The sequence below is a fragment of the Halobacillus litoralis genome, from assembly GCF_009856445.1.
In the GTDB taxonomy this organism is placed as follows: Bacteria; Bacillota; Bacilli; order Bacillales; family Halobacillaceae; genus Halobacillus; species Halobacillus litoralis.
This window is the reverse complement of sequence record NZ_WMFA01000010.1, coordinates 51,663-69,071: the sequence shown is the minus strand read 5'-3', so window position 1 is coordinate 69,071 and position 17,409 is coordinate 51,663. Positions and strand designations below refer to the sequence as shown.

18 protein-coding genes are annotated in these 17,409 nt (G+C 44.5%); 9 read left to right on the top strand and 9 right to left on the bottom strand.

The genetic code is table 11. The features are described from left to right. Nucleotides 1-17 precede the first annotated feature (17 nt). The 6 genes from GLW00_RS17255 to GLW00_RS17230 all read left to right on the top strand — a co-directional run bounded on the left by GLW00_RS17255 (nt 18) and on the right by GLW00_RS17230 (nt 7,731). The gene (locus tag GLW00_RS17255; protein ID WP_160916151.1) at nt 18-998 is read left to right on the top strand and encodes an ABC transporter substrate-binding protein; all 981 of its coding nucleotides are present in this window, start codon (nt 18-20) and stop codon (nt 996-998) included. 106 nt (nt 999-1,104) lie between these two features. Next, nucleotides 1,105-1,428: a PadR family transcriptional regulator gene (locus tag GLW00_RS17250; RefSeq protein WP_202412552.1), complete on the top strand. Its 324-nt coding sequence runs from the start codon at nt 1,105-1,107 to the stop codon at nt 1,426-1,428. Then, nucleotides 1,421-2,599 carry a chromate efflux transporter gene (chrA, locus tag GLW00_RS17245; protein ID WP_160916147.1) on the top strand — a complete coding sequence of 393 codons (1,179 nt, stop codon included), beginning with the start codon at nt 1,421-1,423 and terminating at the stop codon, nt 2,597-2,599. The genes GLW00_RS17250 and chrA overlap by 8 nt, the downstream gene beginning before the upstream one ends. 129 nt (nt 2,600-2,728) lie before the next feature. Continuing rightward, nucleotides 2,729-5,524, top strand: a complete 2,796-nt coding sequence (locus GLW00_RS17240) for an EAL domain-containing protein (RefSeq protein ID WP_160916145.1) — start codon at nt 2,729-2,731, stop codon at nt 5,522-5,524. 4 nt (nt 5,525-5,528) lie between these two features. Further along, entirely contained in the window at nt 5,529-7,163 is a 1,635-nt protein-coding gene (locus GLW00_RS17235) for a thiamine pyrophosphate-binding protein (RefSeq protein WP_160916143.1), read from the top strand. A gap of 94 nt (nt 7,164-7,257) precedes the next feature. After that, a complete protein-coding gene (locus tag GLW00_RS17230) occupies nt 7,258-7,731 on the top strand; it encodes a PCYCGC motif-containing (lipo)protein (RefSeq protein WP_160916142.1) in 474 nt (157 codons plus the stop codon). Nucleotides 7,732-7,792: 61 nt separating this feature from the next. Here the strand turns inward: GLW00_RS17230 and GLW00_RS17225 are convergent, their stop codons facing one another. From GLW00_RS17225 to GLW00_RS17195, 7 genes are all read right to left on the bottom strand, one after another. Continuing rightward, nucleotides 7,793-8,173 (bottom strand): VOC family protein, encoded by a 381-nt coding sequence (locus GLW00_RS17225; protein WP_160916140.1) that lies wholly within the window; start codon nt 8,171-8,173, stop codon nt 7,793-7,795. A gap of 117 nt (nt 8,174-8,290) precedes the next feature. Further along, nucleotides 8,291-9,043: a sulfite exporter TauE/SafE family protein gene (locus GLW00_RS17220; protein ID WP_160916138.1), complete on the bottom strand. Its 753-nt coding sequence runs from the start codon at nt 9,041-9,043 to the stop codon at nt 8,291-8,293. 18 nt (nt 9,044-9,061) lie between these two features. Then, complete coding sequence (locus GLW00_RS17215; protein WP_160916136.1) at nt 9,062-9,445, bottom strand: hypothetical protein; 384 nt, start codon at nt 9,443-9,445, stop codon at nt 9,062-9,064. A gap of 98 nt (nt 9,446-9,543) precedes the next feature. Beyond that, nucleotides 9,544-10,065, bottom strand: coding sequence for an RNA polymerase sigma factor (locus tag GLW00_RS17210; RefSeq protein ID WP_160916134.1), 522 nt, complete (start codon nt 10,063-10,065; stop codon nt 9,544-9,546). A gap of 18 nt (nt 10,066-10,083) precedes the next feature. Next, nucleotides 10,084-12,078, bottom strand: coding sequence for a DUF6449 domain-containing protein (locus GLW00_RS17205; RefSeq protein ID WP_160916132.1), 1,995 nt, complete (start codon nt 12,076-12,078; stop codon nt 10,084-10,086). Continuing rightward, a complete protein-coding gene (locus GLW00_RS17200) occupies nt 12,053-12,952 on the bottom strand; it encodes an ABC transporter ATP-binding protein (RefSeq protein ID WP_160916131.1) in 900 nt (299 codons plus the stop codon). The genes GLW00_RS17205 and GLW00_RS17200 overlap by 26 nt, the downstream gene beginning before the upstream one ends. Beyond that, nucleotides 12,945-13,322, bottom strand: coding sequence for a GntR family transcriptional regulator (locus GLW00_RS17195; RefSeq protein ID WP_160916129.1), 378 nt, complete (start codon nt 13,320-13,322; stop codon nt 12,945-12,947). Before GLW00_RS17195 ends, GLW00_RS17200 begins: the two co-directional genes overlap by 8 nt. Nucleotides 13,323-13,534: 212 nt before the next feature. On the opposite strand from GLW00_RS17195, the gene GLW00_RS17190 reads away from it, so the two are divergent. Next, nucleotides 13,535-14,335, top strand: coding sequence for a DUF2935 domain-containing protein (locus GLW00_RS17190; RefSeq protein ID WP_160916127.1), 801 nt, complete (start codon nt 13,535-13,537; stop codon nt 14,333-14,335). A 78-nt stretch (nt 14,336-14,413) separates the two neighbouring features. Here GLW00_RS17190 and GLW00_RS17185 read toward each other — a convergent pair whose 3' ends face one another. Beyond that, a complete protein-coding gene (locus GLW00_RS17185; protein WP_202412551.1) occupies nt 14,414-15,010 on the bottom strand; it encodes a flavin reductase family protein in 597 nt (198 codons plus the stop codon). Nucleotides 15,011-15,145: 135 nt separating this feature from the next. Here GLW00_RS17185 and GLW00_RS17180 point away from each other — a divergent pair, with 135 nt between their 5' ends. After that, nucleotides 15,146-16,561: an alanine/glycine:cation symporter family protein gene (locus GLW00_RS17180; protein WP_160916125.1), complete on the top strand. Its 1,416-nt coding sequence runs from the start codon at nt 15,146-15,148 to the stop codon at nt 16,559-16,561. Further along, nucleotides 16,551-16,727: a hypothetical protein gene (locus GLW00_RS17175; RefSeq protein ID WP_160916123.1), complete on the top strand. Its 177-nt coding sequence runs from the start codon at nt 16,551-16,553 to the stop codon at nt 16,725-16,727. The genes GLW00_RS17180 and GLW00_RS17175 overlap by 11 nt, the downstream gene beginning before the upstream one ends. Before the next feature lie 93 nt (nt 16,728-16,820). On the opposite strand, the gene GLW00_RS17170 is transcribed toward GLW00_RS17175, so the two are convergent. Beyond that, nucleotides 16,821-17,402: a cell wall hydrolase gene (locus tag GLW00_RS17170; RefSeq protein ID WP_160916121.1), complete on the bottom strand. Its 582-nt coding sequence runs from the start codon at nt 17,400-17,402 to the stop codon at nt 16,821-16,823. Nucleotides 17,403-17,409 lie beyond the last annotated feature (7 nt).

Genomic DNA, 17,409 nt, shown 5'->3' with positions numbered 1-17,409 from the left:
CGAGGAGGAACAAATAAATGTCGAAAAAAGTAACCCTTTACATAACCGGTTTACTGCTTCTCGTTTTGTTAGCAACAGGATGCAGCAGTGAAAATGAGGATTCATCCTCTACAGAAGGGGAGTCTGAAGATACAGCAGCCAGCGAAGAAAACAGCGAGGAAACAAGCGAACGTACGCTTAAACATGCGATGGGCGAAATTACTCTAAAAGAAAAGCCCGAGCGCATTCTTGCTCCTTATTTGGAAGATTCACTCGTAGCACTAGGCGAAAAGCCTGTCGCCCAGTGGTCCATCGGTGAAACCGTCCTGAATTACCTGCAGCCACAACTTGAAGGCGTACCTAAAGTCGGCTGGGATTTACCCGTTGAACAAACCATTGAGCAAAACCCTGATCTCATTATCTTCAGTGCCCCTTCTGCATTGCAGAATGGAAGCTATGAGGACTATGCCAGCATTGCCAAAACGTATGTCTTTGATGAAGAGACGGGAGCTGATTGGAGACAACAGCTGACAACGATGGGAGAAATTTTGAACAAACAGAACGAAGCAGAACAAGTGCTGTCTGATTTTGACCAAAAAGCAGAAGAAGCCTCGTCAACGATCAAAGAAAACATCGGCGATGAATCCGTCGCATTCGTCTGGACGATGGGCGAGCAGTTCTATGTTTTTGATGAAAACCGTTACGGCGCCGAAATTTTCTACAATGAAATGGGCATCGCTAAACCTGATTTCCTCCAAAGTCTCCCCGAAGAAGGCGAACAATGGAACCCTGTAGCTCTTGAAAAACTGGGCGAGTTGGATGCTGAACACGTATTCCTCATCGGAAACGAAGGCGAGCCTGGATTTGAAATTCTCGAAAACAGCTCTGTATGGCAGAACACCCCTGCTGCACAGAATGGCCAGGTATACGAAATGAACGACCCGAGTCACTGGACCATTGACGGTGTCATCGCCCATGAAATGAGCATTGATCAAATGGTAGACACATTAAGTAAATAGAATGTAAAGATTCGCGCAAACTTTATGAAGTTTGCGCGTTTTTTATTGCATAATCCTCCGTGGTATCATACATTGATATCGGATTTCGATAGAGGGGGTGTTCAACATGCTCAGGGACTTTTTCTTAGGATCCATCAAGATCCATATTCTCTATCACGCAAGCATTGAACCCATCTATGGAGCGTTTCTTATGGAAGAGCTTGCTTCCCACGGCTATGAAATCAGCCCGGGAACCCTCTACCCTACCCTGAATCAACTCCACAAAGACGCATTGCTTGAGAAATACGAAGAAAAAGTGGAAGGAAAGATTAGAAAATATTACGTCATTACGGATAAAGGCAGGCAAGTGCTTGCTGAAGGAAAAGAACAAGTCCGTGAACTGGCAGAAGAAATTTTAGGAAAAGATTGGAGGAATCTCGACAATGAGTAAACCAAAAGGTTCTCTTTTGGAAATATTCAAAGCATCAACAAAGCTTGGTTTGACATCTTTCGGTGGTCCGGTTGCCCACCTGGCTTACTTCAAAGATGAGTACATCGACAGAAAAAAATGGTTGGATGATAAAACATACGCAGACATCATTGCCCTATGTCAATTCCTGCCCGGCCCTGCAAGCAGTCAGGTCGGAATCGCGATTGGTATGCTCCGTGGTGGATTGCTCGGCGGCATCATCTCATGGATCGGTTTTACAGTACCATCGATTATCGTTCTCGTTCTTTTTGCTCTGTTATATCAATCGTTCGACCTCGCAGATGCGAACTTCATTCACAGCTTGAAGGTCGTAGCAGCAGCTGTCGTCCTGCACGCATTGATTGGTCTTGGAAAAAAACTGACGCCGGACCGGCCTCGGATTGCCATAGCGTTAGTGTCTGCACTTATTTTACTTCTTTACCCATCCGCCTGGATGCAGTTGTTGATCATTCTCGCTGCTGGATTATTCGGTTGGAAAATGTTTTCAAGCATGGTGGAATCTAAAATCCAGCCATTCCCTGTGACATTTTCGAAGAAGGTCGGTGTCGCCTCTCTTGGCGTACTGGTCTCTCTTCTTGCCTTTTTACCAATTCTTGCAAGAAACACGGAGAGCGTGCTGATTCAACTCTTCGATACGTTCTTCCGTGTCGGTTCCCTCGTATTTGGCGGCGGCCATGTCGTCTTGCCGATGCTTGAACGTGAAGTCGTACCAACCGGATGGCTGACAGCGAATGAATTCCTTGCTGGTTATGGAATGGCACAAGCGGTTCCTGGACCATTGTTCACGTTCTCAAGTTATCTCGGGACAATGATTGAAGGTATTGCAGGAGCCCTCGTGGCAACCGCGGGTATTTTCCTGCCCTCCTTCCTGTTTTTAATGGCGGCTCTGCCATTTTTGAACGAACTCAGAAAGCGCCCGGCCTTCCAGGGTGTTCTTACAGGAGTAAACGCAAGTGTTGTCGGCATTCTTCTTGCTGCTTTTTATGACCCAGTATTGAAAAGTTCCATAATGGAAGGAGCAGACTTCGCTCTCGCTGCCATCCTTTTCGCTCTTTTACACTTCTTCAAAGTTCCTGCGTGGGCTATCGTTTTAATCGGTGTCGGCGCCGGCGCTGTTTTGAATTTATTGTAAGAAATAAGGCACGAAAGTCCTCTTTTGTGTCTTTTTCTTTGTTTTTTTATAAAAGTTACTCCACTGATGCAGGAAGTTCACTATAATAGTCGAACTTTATCAAAATATGACAACTATGGAGGTTTTTCAATGGCTGAAGAACAAACTAGATATTCTCGTCTCGCTGAAATCACCCAGCTCATCAACACCGAGCATGATTTACGCGATGTATTAGAACACGTGGTCACAGCCATATCTGAAGAAATCATGCGGTGCGATTCTGTCGGCATTTATCTCCCCCGGGAGGATGGTACCTATCAAGGCTATGTCGGAAAACCGGCCTTGATCAATGGAATGACCCTCGATATGCACATCGTGGATCCGGAGTATGATCTCCTCGCTAAAGAGGTCATCGAAACAAGAAAAACCATTTACATACCGGATACTTCGAAGGATGATCGTCCCGATCAACGGGCTATACAAGCGTTTAAAATCAATTCTCTGCTTGTCGCCCCGATTTCTTATGAAAAGGAACTCTACGGCCTGGTATTTTTGTTTGATTACGGGACACCGATGAATTTGACAGAATCGGAAATCGAATCCGTAAAGGCTTACGTCAATATGGCCGCTGTGGCTATTAGAAATGCAAACAACCTCACGCGTAAAGAGAAATTGATCAGCGAAAAACAACTCCTGCTCAATGTCACCCGTGACCTTTCCTTATGTTCATCTTTACAAGAAGCCCTGGACAAATGCTTCTATTATTTAGGAGAAGTTCTGGATAATCCAAATATCGGTGCCCACTTCATTGACCCTGTCGCAGAACACAAGCTGAAGCCTGCGAGCCTTAGTAAAGAAAGCGAGTGGACAGAAGAAGACTGGAAGGAAACCCATCAGAGTGTTCAATTCAATCATAGAGAAGATCCAGTTTTTCAAGAGGTGATTGCTAAAAAGACATCCATTCATGTTCCTGACGTTTTTCATGATAACCGGACGAACAAGGAAATCTGTGAAAAGTTCGGAATCAAAGGATTGTATATGATTCCTCTCGTTTCACTCGGGGAAGTGCTTGGTGCGATTGCCATCGTAAACCTGAAAGAATCCGGTCAAGTCTACTCTGACTCTGCCTGCCAATTGGCTGAATCCATCGTCGATACTACCGCTCCTGTTCTTTTCAACCTGCTCTATATGGAGAAACAGGAAATGATTATACAGGACCGCACATCTGAACTGATCCAAAAGAATGATGAGCTGGAAGAAGCCATATCGGAACTTACGCAGATGAGTCGCGAGAAAGATTTGATCCTTAATTCTGCGGGGGAGGGAATCTTTGGGATCAACCTAGATGGGCAGATTACTTTCGCCAATCCTTCGGCAACCGAATTGTTAGGTTATGATGATGAGAAAGAAATCATAGGTGCTCCTTATTCCTATATCTTCGATGGTCAAAAAACATTCCTGGAGCATTATGAACAAAAAACCGGACATACAGATAAAGATCTTTTTTTCTTTAAAAAGTCCGGGGATACTTTTCCCGTGGAATATGTCATCACCCCCAAGCTTGAGAACGATCGCACCACCGGTTATGTCGTCACTTTCAAAGACGTAACTTCAAGAAAACAAATGGAAGAAAAAATAAAATACCACGCCTATTATGACAGCGTAACCAATGTACCAAACCGTGTGTTGTTCCACGACCGACTCAACCAGGCGCTTCAATATGCGGAACTGACAGACAAACCGATCGCCATTCTCTTCCTCGACTTGGATCGCTTTAAGAAAATCAATGATACTTTCGGCCATAGTTTTGGAGACAAGGTCCTTTTGAATGTGGCAGAACGCCTCCAAAAAGCCGTGCCAAACGGAGCCACTGTCTCAAGACAGGGCGGGGATGAGTTCATTATTCTCCTGCCGACGATTGAACGGGAAGAAGGAGCCGTCAAATGTGCGAAAAAAATCCTCGAAGCCTTTAAGGATTCTTTTGTCATCGGGGACCATGAGATTTCCATCAAAACCAGTATCGGCATCAGTCTTTACCCAGAAAACGGGGATACAGCAGAGACGCTGATTAAGCATGCGGATGTCGCGATGTACAAAGCGAAAGACCTTGCTGGTAATCAATATCAGCTGTTCTCACCAGAAATAGAAAGCCGGACGCTTGAACAGATCCAGCTTGAGAATGACCTGTTCAAGGCCTTGCAGAAAAACGATGAATTTGAGCTGTATTACCAGCCAAAATTCGATGTACGTACAGAAAAGCTCATTGGTATGGAATCTCTGATCCGGTGGAATCATCCACAACGTGGCACCCTCCCTCCCGGCCATTTCATTCCTCTCGCAGAGGAAACGGGCCTCATTACAAACCTTGGAGAATGGGTCATCCGAGAAGCGTGCCGGCAAATGAAAAAATGGGTGTCTTATGGATATTCAGAATTGATCGTATCCGCTAATTTATCTCCTCAACAATTCAATCAACAGAACCTTGTGCTTACGGTGGCTGGGATATTAGAAGAAACCGGTCTCCCAGCTAAACACCTTGAACTTGAACTAACGGAGAATTTAATTATCCATAATACGGAGCACACATTAAGAACAATCAGCCAGCTGAAAGAACTCGGTGTCCAGATTTCCATTGATGATTTCGGTACGGGCTATTCTTCTCTTGGCTATTTAAAAGATTTTCCTGTCGATACTTTAAAAATAGACAAATCCTTTATTAACGACGTCACGACAAATCGGAACAATGCGGCGATTACAAAAACCATCATAACCCTTGCTGACAGCCTGCAGCTCAACGTGATCGCAGAAGGCGTTGAAAAAGCAGACCAGGCCGCTTTCCTCGCTGAGCACGGTTGTCATTGGATTCAGGGGTTTTATTACAGTCATCCGCTGCAAGCGGAAACATTTGAAGATCATTTTTTGAAATCATTCATACAAAGGGGATAAAGCTATGAAATCTGTTCGTGCTGTGTTAGATTACTTGGTTGCTGGAGAGGTATCTTATATTTTCGGAATACCAGCAGGATCTGTGAATGCTTTTTTTGATGAACTTTATGATACTCCCTCCATCACACCGATCGTGACCAAACATGAAGGAGCCGCGTCTTACATGGCAGCTGCTTATGCAAAATATTCAAACTCCCTCGGTGTTTGCATTGGAAGCAGCGGCCCGGGAGGAACAAACCTTGTGACAGGGGCAGCGAATGCCATGCGTGAACATCTTCCTGTGCTATTTTTGACAGGAGCCGTTCCTGTAGACACGGTCGGTCTGAACGCTTCTCAAGAATTACATGCCGATCCGCTCTACCATTCTGTTACAAAATACAGCCAGAGAGTCGACCGTGCAGAAGACCTGCTTCCCGAGATTCACAAAGCCGTGGAGATCGCTATGACAGGTGTCCCCGGCCCGGTCCACATCGCCATGCCGATTGATGTTCAATTGACAGATATTCTGGAACCAGCCATCCCAACGTTCCCTCAACGAACGCCATTGCTTCCGACAGATGAGATTGTCTTGGAAACAGCCAAAACGCTTGCATCAAGTGAAAGTGGCTTCTTATTTGTAGGGCAAGGGATCCGCGGTGCTGTGGATGATGTAATTGAGCTGGCGGAGACCTTAAACTGGCCGATTGTCACCAGCCCCCAAGCCAAAGGATTCATTCCCGATCATCACCCTTTGAAGCGAGGAATCTTCGGTTTTGCCGGACATGAAGAGGCTTCCGACCTGATCAATCATGGAAAAGAAGAAACCGTGCTTGTGCTTGGATCAAGTCTTGGGGAAACAGCCACGAACAATTGGAACCCGAATATTACAAAGAACCGGACATTTATTCAAGTAGATTATGATGCGACCGTTTTCAATAGAAAATACCCCGTCGACCAGCCGCTTCACGGAGACATTGATGTAACAGTTTCTTCTTTGATCACAGCTTTGAACGGGTTAGGTGTTAAACGGGCCCCCCTTCCTGCAATCGATCCAGCAGTTCCAGGTATAACCGAAGAGTACAACTCCCAAAACGTGTTATGGTCCTTGCAGGAGAAGCTTCCCGCCGATACTCGTTATACCATCGACATCGGTGAATTCATGGCTTACGTCGTCCACTACATGGGTGTGAAAAGTGAAGATTCCTTCGATATTAACGTCCACTTTGGAGCGATGGGAAGCGGAATCGGAAGTGCCTTGGGAGCGAAATTGGCAGACCCGGGACGTCCAACCGTAAGCATTACGGGGGATGGGTGTTTCTTCATGCACGGTATGGAACTTCTGACAGCAAAAGAATATGACATCCCTGTTTTATTTATCGTAATGAATAACTCTAGACTCGGTATGGTCCATCACGGACATACCCTTCAATACAAACGCGCCCATGAGCGCTTTGGACAGCAAGAAGTCAACATCTCCCAGATGGCCGCTTCCCTCGGTGTGCCGAATGCACGCATTGAATCAATGGAAGACCTCAATGGCGAAAATCTATCAGCGATTCTAAACGCTGATGGCCCTGCCATCTTAGAGGTGGCTCTTGTCGATGATAACGTCCCTCCAATGGGGGACCGCGTGAAATTTCTATCTTCTTTCGGAAAATAAATGTGACTGATGAACGAACTTTATAGAAAAGCATTGAAACTTCATGCCACCCTCTTTATGATGAAACTATCAAAACGAAGAGGGTGCTTTTTTTATGAAAAAACCACTATTCCTTATCCTTATACTTGTGATCGGTGCCGCCCTATCCGGGTGCTCCTCTGAGTCCGAAGAGGAAGCCCATATTGACCATGTGAACGGTGACATCAGAGAAGAGACCGCCTCCGTGACGACACTTCCATCATTCATGGATGAAAAACCACAGGAAATGCACGACATCTATATGGCTGCTGCTCAAAGCAAAGAATTGCTTGAGAACATCCCTTGCTACTGCGGATGCGGGGAGAGTGTAGGACATCGGGACAACTATGACTGCTTTGTCAACAAAACCAATGAAGATGGCAGTATCATCTGGGATGATCACGGCACAAAATGCGGGGTTTGCATGGAGATTGCTGCACAATCCATCATTGATTATCAGGATGGTAAATCAATAAAAGAGATTCGCGAAAAGATCGACTCTACCTACGAAAATGGCTATGCAGAACCAACACCAACGCCTGCTCTATAATCAAAAAAGACCAGAGAACTCTCTGGTCTTTTTTGATTCCTCTATTCAATGAAAGTCTCTATTACTTCTTCTCCATGACAGCAAAGTACTGATTTTCATTGTCCGCAAAGTTGAACACCCTGCCCGTCGGCATGTGAACTATTTCCCCTACCGTCACTTTTTTATTTAATAAATCACGATGCAGCTCCTCAAAATGATTTGTGAAAAACATTAAGGAAGGTGGATCAAGGTTGAGCTCCGGAGACATCCTTGCAACTACTTCTTTATCGTGGAGGACAATGGTTGTCTCCACTCCCTCCTTGGGAGAAACTTCCATCCATCTCATTCCATCCCCGTTATTTTCTTCAGAAACCACCACGAACCCTAACTTCTCTGTCCAAAATTTCACGGCTTCATCCTGGTCATGGACATACAACATAATTTGACCTACTTTACTGAGCACGGTACCCCACTCCCTAACAGTGATCCTTAACTATTCGCTAATTGGAGCGGGAATCCCTCTTACTATAAAAAACTCTAGCAACCTTGTCATTTTATAGAAAAGATTCAGCCCCGCATTTTATGTAAAGAAGAAGAGCCTGACCGCCATGGCAATAACGGCGAGAATCAGGAACCGTTGAATCCATTTGTCTCCATGTCTGACCGCAAATTTACTGCCTAAAAAAGCACCGAGGCTCGTACCGATGGCCAATGTAATTCCATAGCCCCAATGGATTTGACCATTGACGACAAAAACCACCAAAGCAGACAGTGTATAAACAGCAACGACAAATACTTTGATGCTATTAATCTTCACTAAAGATAACCCCGTCACTAAGGTCAGCGCTGCTATAATGACAAAACCTACCCCGGCCTGGATGAATCCTCCATAGATCCCTATAAAGAAAAAGATAAGAACCAATGCAATCTTCTTCATCCGGGAGTTCTCGCCGTTTGATGCGGACAGGTTTTTGTGAGGCTTCCATATCATGATCACTAAGACGATAATCATCACAATCGATAGGATACGATTGAATAGATCATCCGGAATATTCACAGCAATTTGTGCGCCCACGATTGAGCCGATGAGAGCGGGTACGGCTAGTAGAAAACTGAACCGTGCATCAAAGTAGCCGTCTTTACGATAAGACGCGATAGCGACAATGTTCTGTGCCATCAACGCAATTCGGTTCGTACCATTAGCTACAGCGGAAGGCAGACCGAAGAAAATGAGCATGGGTAGCGTTAAAAGCGATCCCCCACCCGCAATGACATTAATGAAACCTGCTCCGATTCCTACCCCTAAAATAGCGAGAAAAGATAGAATGGTCACATTCTCCCTCCTTTCTATTTAATCTTTTGTGCCAGCATGATCTATAAACTCTTCTATTTCATCCAATTTCGTGGTCTTCAACACAATTCCTTCTCGATCTAAAACGAGATAGGTCGGGAAACGAACAATTTCCTCCCCATGTGCTTGGATGGGGGCCTCTTTTTTCACTTGAACGTCCACCTGTGTAAGATCAATCGCTTCATTCGCCTGCATTTTGGCTACCAGATCATACATCCGTTCATATTCAGGATCCGCCTCTCCTTCTTTCGGAACTTCCTCCACAAAGGCCTGAAAATGAAAGTCTCCATCCCTCTCAGGTAAAGGTAATGACTGTTGACCACTTGTACATCCCGTCAATATGAACAGTAAAACAAGCACATACCAAAAGTACGTCTTCTTCAAACCATCCACCTCCTTCTTACTTCTTCATCATACAAAAAAATATAACATTCCGGGGTAAAAAAAGCAGAACCCCGGTTTTCGGGGTTCTGCTTATCATACTACGCTGTAGAATAATGATCCATCTCTTCGCCAAGCTTGCCTTTCATGGCCAGTCTCGCCCGGTGAAGACGTGACTTAACGGCCGCCTGTGTGATCTGAAGCGTTTGGGCGATTTCCTTTTCCTGCAATTGTTTATCGTAACTCAATTGAAACACCGCGCGAAGCTTAGGGGATAACGTGCTGATCCGCTTCTTGATGTCTTCTTCCAGATGACGGCATTCACATATATGTTCAACATCAGAAACAGCATTTTCATAGACAGGTTGGGGCATCGGCATCTCCTCGATCGGCATAATGACTGCCTTCTTCTCTTTGCGCAGAAGGTCAATGGCTTTTCGGTGGGCGATCGTGGAGAGCCAAGCCCCCACCTTTCCTTCTTCACGGACTTCATCGAGTTTATCGTAGGCTTTTATAAAGGTTTCTTGAAGGATATCTTCAGCTGAACAAGGGTTCTTCGTCACTTTTAAAGCTGTGTAATAAACACGATGATAATACTGTTCATACATCTCACAAAAGTCCATCTTCTTGTATCTCTCCCTTTATTCGAAGTGTTCCTTTATAAAGCCCGGAGCGTCCCCTTCATCGAAACTTAAAACTTCATAAGGTTCAGGATCGTTTTTATCGAAATAAAAAGCGATAAGATAAGCTCCCTCTTCTTTATTTGCTTCTCCTTCGAAAAGCGTTTCAATTTGTACATGATTTGTAACTTCAAGAGGTTCAACATCATCCCCTCTTAATTGTTCAAACACAAATCGAGGTCTGCTATATCGATCGTCTAGACTTTGAGGCCAGCGGTAGACTTCAGCACGCTGTACGTCTTCGGCCTGGGTCATCACTTGTTCGTACATGCCCTCTTCTTTCAACCACTCCATCGTATTCTCATAGGATGGGTAAAGACGAACATAATATGGATTCTCACGTGTTCCATTCACGGTAAAGGTAACCCCTGTATCCAATCCTCTGGGTGTAACCATTTCGTCATATGAAAGTTGTTCAAGGTCCTGTTTTAACACTTCCATAAACGCAGAAATTTTCTCCGGATCGTACAAATCCTTTCCACTACGGCCTGAATAAGGGTGCATCAACAATTGATTGATCTCAGAAACATCTAATGCAAGCACAGGATATTGAATACTTTTGTATTCTTGTGTTTCATAAACAGCTTTCTTCTCATCCCTCACTTTTTCATCATCTATACGATATTGGCGATAGATCTCACTTCCGTCCTTCATTTGATAGACAAAGAAGAAGTAATCTTCCCCTTTCTTTAGAGGGTTGCTCACATCGATTAGTTTCTCATGAAGGTCTATCGCAGATTGGATAGCCGCTTCAGAAGTAATGTAAGGAACTTTCCTATCGTGATCAGCAAGTTGTTGATATTCCCAATATCCACTACTGATATAGACCTTTTCCACTTCATCCTGCTCAGGGACATAAGATTCGTAATTTTGCCAGAGGAGCGGAATAGCCGCAATCAATACACCAGCTGCCACACCATAACCCAGCCAACCTGTTACGTTTTTCTTGTTGAATATTCTCCAGGTTTTTTCAAGCAGCATGGAAGCTGCGGCAAAACCAAATGTTCCACCAATGAAATAGCCTGTGATCATCCAACTATACGTATTTTGGGCAACACTGAAATACATGCCTCCGAATAAGGCGAAGCAGAATGTGACCCCGAGTTTGAAAACAGGGTTCAGGGCGCGTACCGCTAACGCACGGCCCGCCGCTTCCAGAGGTCGTTTTTTATAGAGCCATACGGAAATCACGTAAAAGAGAACGGCCATGCCTCCATAAATGAATAAGGAAAGAGCTTCAACAGGGACACTGACCTCTTCCGGACCATAGCTCCGGTACTCCAACAAGTCTACCAGTGGTGAAAAATATTGAAGGGAACGATCTAACACCATGTCCCCGGAATAGCCTTTAATATAGGAGGTCAAATGAAAAGCAATCAACACGTATAACCCCACAGGTAAAAACAGCAGAATAAAAGTCAAAACTCCTTGCACAGCGGACATCCCGGTTAAAGTCCCAACAAAAACGCCCGCTGCGAAAATAAGAAGGCTCATTGTGGTAAACAACCATAACCAATAACTCGCATTCCCAATCGTATAGTACTCTGTGACATCCGTTACTCCAGCCGTAACAACGAGAACCAAATAATTAAGTAAAATCGGCAGGATTAATAGAATAATGCCTGAGAGAATATGGTGATGAAACAGTTTCCCTCTCTTCATAGGAAAGCTGTGAGCGAAATCTGAAGCTCCTTTGACATGCAGGTAACGGAATAAAAACACCGCCATAAGCGCCGGCATCACAATTAAAAATAGCGACTGAAGTTCATAAGCAAAGATTCCGCCAAATAACCCACGGTCATCTGTGATACGAGGTTCCTCTCTCCCGAATTCCATAAATAACTGCATCGGCACAATAAAGAACAACCCTAAAAAGTAAACGATACTGATCCATCCAACATTACGGAAATCCTGCTTGATGATCTCTTTATTAAACGAGGATGTTTTCGAACGCATACCCTACACCTCCCATTTCATAAATGAAGATTTCTTCCAGAGTAAGTGGGAGCCTGTCATAAACAAGAGGCCGGTACTTTTGGAGGTCAGCTGAAATGTCCGTTTCATTTCCCCGGACAATCAGCAGCCAGACACTGCCACGTTTTTCTTTGTGAAGAATATCGAGATCCATGGTTTCCGGCTGAAAAGAATCATCACGGAAAGCGACCTGGATCTTATGGACATCGGCTTTCAGATCATCCAAATCACGTTCAAGGAGAATTTCCCCTTTATGTAGGATTCCGACATGATCGCAAATGTCTTCGACTTCCCTCAAGTTGTGGGAGGATATTAAAACCGTCATCTCCCGTTCCGCCACATCCTGAATGATCAAGCTGCGGACTTTCTGCCTCATGACAGCATCGAGACCGTCGAATGGTTCATCGAGGATCAGTACATCAGGCATCGATGCCATCGCCAGCCAAAACGCGACTTGCCGCTGCATCCCTTTGGAAAACTGACTGATTTTCTTTGTTTCATCCAGTTGAAAGACTTTCTTTAATTTTTCATACCGTTCTTCGTTCCAACTGTCATACATGGACCGGTAATAATCTGCCATATGACGAGTGGTGTATTGGGGCAGAAAGTACAGACTATCCGGGATGAAGACCATCCTTTGTTTGACGGATTCATTCTCAAAGACGTCATTATCCAAAATATGAACCTGCCCATTATTCTGTTTGAGAATACCTGTAAGAATCCTCATTAACGTTGTTTTCCCTGCACCATTGGAACCAAGAAGACCGTAGATGGAACCTTTGTTCACTCGAAAAGAAACGTCTCTGAGAATCTTGGTTCGATCGAAAGATTTACTGACCGTATTCACTTCAATCATCCTGCTGACCTCCTTCAACTTCGCGGAGAAGAGCTGCGATCTCTTCTGAAGTCATCCCTAAATAAATCGCTTCCGCAAACAGCTTCTTCAACTCTTCTCTCACTTTTTTCAACTCCTCTTCGTTATCGACTTTTCCAGAAGGATGCACGAAGCTTCCCTTCCCTTTCAACGAGTAGATATACCCTTGCGTCTCCAACTCACGATAGGCTTTCTGAATCGTGTTCGGGTTAATCGTCAACTGTTGGGCAAGCTCCCTCACAGAAGGTAGTTTTTCGTCTTCCTTCAGAACGTCATTGATAATCAGTTGCTTCAGCTTTTCTACGAGCTGCTCGTAAATCGGCTTTCGGCTCCTGACGTCCAACTCAAACATCCAGCCACCTCCATCGGTGTGTTCTATCTGTATTAACTGTATTATTACTCCTAGTACAGTAGTATATAGGAGGATCTTCCATTTGAGAAGCCTTTTTTTTATTTTTTACCAAACTCTTAAATTCTGCTTATAGGATCCTGACTCTTTTCATGAAGAAAACAAAGTATGAATAGGATGAAAGGGATGACCTAAGAAAAAAGAGGGTGATGAACGTGAAGGACTATGCTGAACAAGCGAATTTTGAGCATCTGTTCTGGTTGCAGATTCTTGGAGATCATGCCCGTTTTATTCGGGATTCTTTGTACGCCTCAGAAGAGGAAACATTAAATCAAGCGCGGAATTATGCTACACAATGGGATGACCTTTTAAAGAACGTGCGCGAAGGTAATGTCGAGGACATGGTGAGTTTTTCAAAGCAAGCAGGAGAAAAAGCACGGAAGTTTCACAAGTTTAAACTCAACCTGATCGAGCGATCCCTTTTTGGAAAAGTAAAGATTCATTTGAGCCCAACTTTCCTTAATCATATGGTCAATGAAGTAGAAGAATATTTGCTTGTTCTCGGTTTCTTAGGAAAAGGGGATGTCCCTCCATTATTTCATGAGCTGCACCACCATATGCTGTGGTTAATGGATGCTTCAGGTCATGCAGGTGCCATCCATGATGAAATGGATGCTGTGGAAAAAAGGCTTAAAGATAAAAGTGATACGTTCCGGCAACATTTCGATCAGTTCTACATAAAGGCCGTGGAGATGAAAGGATATCTAAGAACCAACCAGCACTCCTTCCCTGCTCTGAAACGGTTTAACAATGAAGTGGAACTGGAAATGAAAATCTTCCGTACATTTTTAACAGAATTAGAGGAGATGGAGATGAATGAGGTCATACTCGGCACATTCTCCCCTCTCATGGCTGATCATATGGCAAGAGAAGAATGCTACTACCTTTACAAACTTGCAGAAACCACAAATGGCGAATATCCCGCCTGTGACCCAACCAAACCCAGGGTGGAGTGAATTACCATAATCTGTATGACCTGGTACGCCAGTAAATGTAAAAAAGCCGCAGGGCCATAAAATGGCTCTGCGGATTTTTTATTTGGGAAGGTCGTCGTTGGGGAGTGGAAAGAAGTCCCGTATGTAGCTGTAGTCTCCCGCCATTCGTCCAACAGGCTTCAGTTCGTAGGGATTCACTTTGTCTGTTTCTTCATAAACGTCGTCCTGGATATGGTAACCGACCAACCTTCCTAAAACCAGATTCCCTTCACCAATTTCTATGACTCGATCGAGCTCACATTCCATGTGAACAGGCGATTGTTTCACCCTTGGCACAGGTATAAAATCACCGTCTTCGAAATCTGTACCTGCCCTCTCAAACTCATCAATATCAGCATCAAACCTTTTACTGCTTTCATGCATCTGGTTAGCCAACGATTCAGAAACGACATTGATAATAAACTGCTTTGTTTCCTTTATATTTTTCAGTGTGTCTTTATCTCTATCCGCTCTCCCTATCGAAAAACAAAGAGTAATTGGATTCATGGATGCGACCGTAAAAAAACTGAAAGGTGCCAGATTGCGGATGCCATCTCCACTTATAGTGGAGACCCACGCGATCGGGCGCGGCACCACCGCTCCTTTGATTAACTTGCTCATGGAATGGTTTTGAAAATTTTCTTTACTAATATTCAATTGATCCCTCCTCTATTCCTCTAGTGTATGGCTTTTTCTCTCAAGGCTCATCTTCCCTGCTCATTATATGCGTTTAACATTTTATGTAAAGGGAATATATGGGTATCTTACAGTTTGTCGAAAGGGGATCTTTCATTGGGAGATTTATGGAATAGTATCAAAGAGGGGATCACCACGATTTCCGACTTTTTATGGACGTATCCATTAGCGATCATTTTAATTCTGGGCGGGATCTTCCTTACCATCCGAATTAAGTTTTTCCAATTCCGCTTTTTCGGTCACGTCCTCCACCAAACCATCGGACAAATCTTCAAGAAAACAGAAAAGAAAGGAACCATCACTCCATTCCAGGCTTTCACTTCAGCATTAGCCTCTACAGCGGGTGCAACGAATATCGTCGGTGTGCCTGTCGCGATTTCTCTAGGTGGACCAGGTGCTCTGTTTTGGATGTGGCTTGTCGCTTTAATCGGAATGGCTACAAAGTATAGTGAAATTTTATTAGGGATGAAGTACAGGGAAAAGAACGACAAAAACATTTGGGTCGGCGGACCACAATACTACATAAAAAAGGCCCTGGGTTGGAAGTGGGTCTCGACCGCCTTCGCATTCTTCCTAATGATTGAATTAATCCCAAGCACGATGGTGCAATCAAACTCTATCGCTACGCAGACAGAGGGGGCCTTTGGATGGCCGGTTGAGATTACGGGGATCGTCATGTGTGCAGCCATTGCCATCGTAGTTTTCGGAGGTATTAAACGGATCGCCAAGGTCACCGATAAGATGGTGCCGGGCATGGTGCTCATTTACCTCGCTGTCTGTTTGTACGTAATCTTTGCCAACATCGATCAAATCCCCAACGTATTTGGATTGATTTTCACCCACGCTTTCACACCCATTTCAGCTACTGGCGGTTTTGCCGGTGCGGCTGTTGCCCAAGCTTTACGCTGGGGGATTGCACGCGGTCTTTATTCTAACGAAGCCGGTCTTGGAACTGCATCGATCGCCCACGCGGCCGCAAAAACAGATCACCCGTCCCGCCAGGCATTATGGGGAATCTTCAGCGTTTTCGTTGATACAATTGTCATCTGTACGGTGTCCGGTTTGACCGTTCTCGTCACCGGCGCATGGCAGGAAGTCGGTGGAAGTGATGCATCGAATATGATCAACGTCGCCATCGGATCCGAATTCGGAGACGCGTTCGGAGGCAGTTTCATCACTGTATTTTTACTCTTTTTCGTAATTACTACCATCGGTGTCCTCGTCTTTTACGGAGAAAAACAAGCGGAATACCTGTTCAGCCTACGCGCAGCTAAAATCATGCGGATTGTCTACATTGTAGCCGTATTCGTAGGAGCGATCGGAGGACTTCAGTTCGTGTGGCAATTCCTCGACTTGATTTTAGCCTTCGTCCTACTTACAAACATTATTCCACTATTGTTCCTGCATAAGGAAATCGCTGCATTAACGGATGACTATGTGAACCGCGTGTACAAAAAGCGGACGAAGAAAAGGAAGGTCGAGCTGTTTCAGGAGGAAGAAGATGCAAGTTAACCCTATCGCACCGAAAAAGGAGATCCCTGTACAGGGATCTCCTTTTCATTTCTATGATCCACTTGTTCATGAACGCTCACATACAGAGCACCATCCGCTTTCGATCGCTCTAAATACCTTCTTCCACATTCACCACATCGTCCTGGATCGTATGTTCATCCGTTGATGAATGTATATTTCCACGCTCTTTCATTCATACGATCCATTGTAAAAATCCAAAAAAATACAAGCACCTATCAAAGGTGCTTGTTCAAGTGGTTTATCTCAAGAAAACGTGGTCGCCGATGACTGTTGTCACTTCTTTACTGCTCAAATAGTCACTTTGCGCTTTATCAGGATTATAGAAAAATAGAGACTCACGGTCATAGCCTTGATAAGCAATGGCTTCATTGACCGCACGTTTTGACTCAGCGCTTGCCGGCTGGTTAATCGTACCATTCAAAACAGGAGAGAACTGAATGCCGTCATAGATGACGCCATTCACGGAATCTGGGAAAAGATCACTTTCCACACGGTTTAAAACAACTGTGGCTACGGCAACCTTACCTGAATAACTTTCACCCTTCGCCTCTGCTTCAACTAGACGAGCGAGTAAATCTTTTTCAGATTCACTAAGAGCAACGGGAAGCTGCAACTGCTCCCCAGGATAAATTTCTGCGTTCGATTTATTGTTCATGGCCTGCAATTGTTGGGCAGAAACACCATGTTTCATAGCAATTTTATAAATAGAATCGCCCTTTTGGACGGTATGAGTGTTGGCGTGGGCAAAACTTTCGACAGGGAAGGAAAAAGCGAGCAAACTAACAGTAGCAATTCCTGTCAGCATCAATTTTTTGAACATTTAAAAT